2 protein-coding genes and 1 pseudogene are annotated in these 2,723 nt (G+C 66.0%); all 3 read right to left on the bottom strand.

Annotated elements, in window-relative coordinates; translation table 11 throughout:
* A partial coding sequence (gene malG / locus ACE3TU_RS21110; RefSeq protein ID WP_374627831.1) for a maltose ABC transporter permease MalG occupies positions 1-751 on the bottom strand: 751 nt, incomplete at its 3' end.
* A 3-nt stretch (positions 752-754) separates the two neighbouring features.
* Entirely contained in the window at positions 755-2,314 is a 1,560-nt protein-coding gene (malF, locus tag ACE3TU_RS21105; protein WP_374627830.1) for a maltose ABC transporter permease MalF, read from the bottom strand.
* Positions 2,315-2,400: 86 nt separating this feature from the next.
* Positions 2,401-2,723: pseudogene (gene malE, locus ACE3TU_RS21100) on the bottom strand (maltose/maltodextrin ABC transporter substrate-binding protein MalE); the annotation flags it as partial.

Raw genomic sequence — 2,723 nt, 5'->3', positions numbered from 1 at the left:
AACGGGCGCCGACGGCCAGGGTCATGTTGCCGGTTTCGCGCAGCAGCACCGATGCCACCGGGTACTCGGTGACGTGGCCGATGAAGCTCAGTACGAACACCACCGCCAGGATCGGCACCGACATCGGGAGGAAGACGAAGCGGAAGGTCTGCCAGGGCGTGGCACCATCGATCTGGGCCGCCTTGTCCATCGCCGGGTCGATCGAGTCGAAATAGCCCTTGATCGTCCAGATGTGCAGCGTGATGCCGCTCAGGTAGGCGATGATCAGCGACCAGTGGCTGTCGATGCCGAGGAATGGCGCGACATTGCCCAGGGCATCGAAGATCGCATAGAGCGCGATGACGGTGAGCGCAGCCGGGAACATCTGCACGATCAGCAGCGTGTCGAGGATGGCGCCGCGACCGCGGAACCTGAGGCGCGAGAAGGCGTAGGCAGCGGTCATCGACAGGATCAGGATGCCGGCCGAGGCGATGGCGCCGATCTTGACCGAATTGAACAGCCAGGTCAGCACCGGGAACGGCGGCTGCAGCACCGTGCCGTCAGGCTGGGTGAAGGCAATGCCGAGCGCCAGCGACCAGTGCTCGAAGCTGATCGGATCGGGGATGAGGCTGCCGGTCGAGAAATTACCCGGCCGCAGCGAGATCGAGAGCACCACGAGGAACGGGAACAGGATGACCCCGATGAAGCCGATCAGGAAGCTGTGTGCCGCCAGCTTTTTCCAGAGCAGGGCGCGAGGGCGTTCGACGATCATGGGTCAGCCCCTTCCGCGCGCCTCTGCGGCACGCCGCAGGGCGTAGAAATTGGCGTAGGCAAGGATGCCCACGAGAATGAAGATCAGCGTCGAGATGGCTCCCGCGATGCCGAAGTTCTGCCCGGCATCCTGGAACGAGACGCGGAACGTGAACGAGCCGAGGATGTCGGTCTGGCCCGCCGGCACGATGGTGCCCGCAATGTCAGGGGCGCCGCGGGTCAGGAGCAGGATGAGCACGACATTGTTGAAGTTGAAGGCGAAGCTCGAGATCAGCAGCGGCACGAAGGGCGGCAGGATCTGCGGCAGCGTGATCGAGAAGAAGTTGCGGATCGGACCGGCCCCCTCCAGCGCAGCGGCCTTGTAGTGATCCTGGGGGATCGACTGCAGGTAGCCCATGGAGAGCAGCATCATGTACGGATAGCCGAGCCAGACATTGACCATCACCAGCATCGTCCGTGCCAGGCCGGGATCGGTGAACCACTGCGGCTGGATACCGAACAGGCTCTTCAGGATCAGGTTGATTTCGCCGAAATTCTGGTTGAACAGCCCGCGGAACACCAGGATCGAGATGAAGGCCGGCACCGCATAGGGCAGGATCAGCAGGATCCGGTAGATCGCCTTGCCGCGCAGGTGCGGCCATTGCAGTACGCTGGCCAGCAGGATGCCGAGCGCGAAGCCGAAGAACACCGAGAGCAGGGCGAAGCTGACCGTCCACACGAAGATCTGCAGCATGGGCTGCCGGATGCCCTCGCTGAACAGCACGCGCTGGAAATTGGCGAGCCCGACACTCACCCGCCAGCCGGGAGCCACCGTCTGTCCCGCCGCGTTGCGGTAGAAGCCGACGGTCTCGTCGCGCGTGAGGCGGGTGCCGTCGGCGAGGTTGAGCAGTGAGCCGTCGCTCTGCCGCTCGTAGACCGGGCTGACCTTGGCAAAGCTGCGCAGCCCCGACGAGGTGAGGCGGCTGCCGTCGGGCAGCCGGGCGGTCACCGCGGCCAGTTCGGTGCGGAACTTGACCACATCCTTGAGTGGAACGGTTTCAGGCGCCGTCGCGACCGGGGACATGGCCACCTCGACCGGCACGCCGTCGAGAACGAAGGGGTTGGAGAGCAGTCCACCCGTGCCCTCGCCGAGGAACAGCCGATAGCCCTCGCCCTCGGCGACGAGACCGAACGGCCGCTCGGTGGACTTGTCGACCGCCGTCTGGCCGAGGAAAAGCTCGGTGACGCGGTCGAAGGTCAGCAGGTTCCGGGCGCCGTAGTTGGTGAATCCGACATAGGTGGTGTAGAGCACCGGCAGCACGATGAAGATCAGCACCGCGGCGACGCCGGGAAAGACGAAGCGGGCGGTGTAGAATCGACGCGCCCCGAAGACGATGGTGATGCCGATGGCCAGCGCCATCACCACCACGGCGAACAGCGGCTCGCCCGCGATGTAGAGCCCCCACACGACATAGGCGAGCACGAGAGCCAGCGCTGCGAGCGTCGCAAAGCCGGCCAGCGCCAGCAGGCGGGCCCCGGGCTTCGGCGCCATTGCGGCGCGATCCGGCATATCGATGGCGGTCATCGCCTCTCCCCAGCGGCGCGCAGGCAGGTCGGACGGCCGGGCACCCGGCCCCCGGCAGGAATGCCGGAGCCGGGTGCCGAACGGGCTCAGTCGGCGAGGATTCGCACGGCCGCGTCGTCGAGGGCCTTGTCGACGGTCGCCGACTTGTCGGTGATCGAAGACAGTGCCGGGCCCATCGCCGCCCAGAACTTGCCCATGGCCGGGGTCGACGGCATGGCGATGCCGCTCTCGGCATTGGCGAGGGTGGCCGCCACATTGGCGTCGCCCGCCAGCGTCTCGGCAAAGCTCTTGTCGGCCACGGCGCCGAGCGGGACGTCGTCGTTGATCATCTTCAGCCCCTCGTCGCTGGCGAGGTAGTTCTCGATGAACTCGATGGCGAGGTCCTTGTTGGGCGTCGCGGCATTGACGT

It is taken from the genome of Devosia sp. (assembly GCF_041917035.1).
Taxonomy (GTDB): Bacteria; Pseudomonadota; Alphaproteobacteria; order Rhizobiales; family Devosiaceae; genus Devosia_A.
This window is presented reverse-complemented; position numbering and strand designations above follow the sequence as displayed.

What these genes read in the sequence shown, in the direction of transcription:
- malF (WP_374627830.1), bottom strand. Translation starts at nt 2,314, where the DNA reads ATGACCGCCATCGATATGCCGGATCGCGCCGCAATGGCGCCGAAGCCC.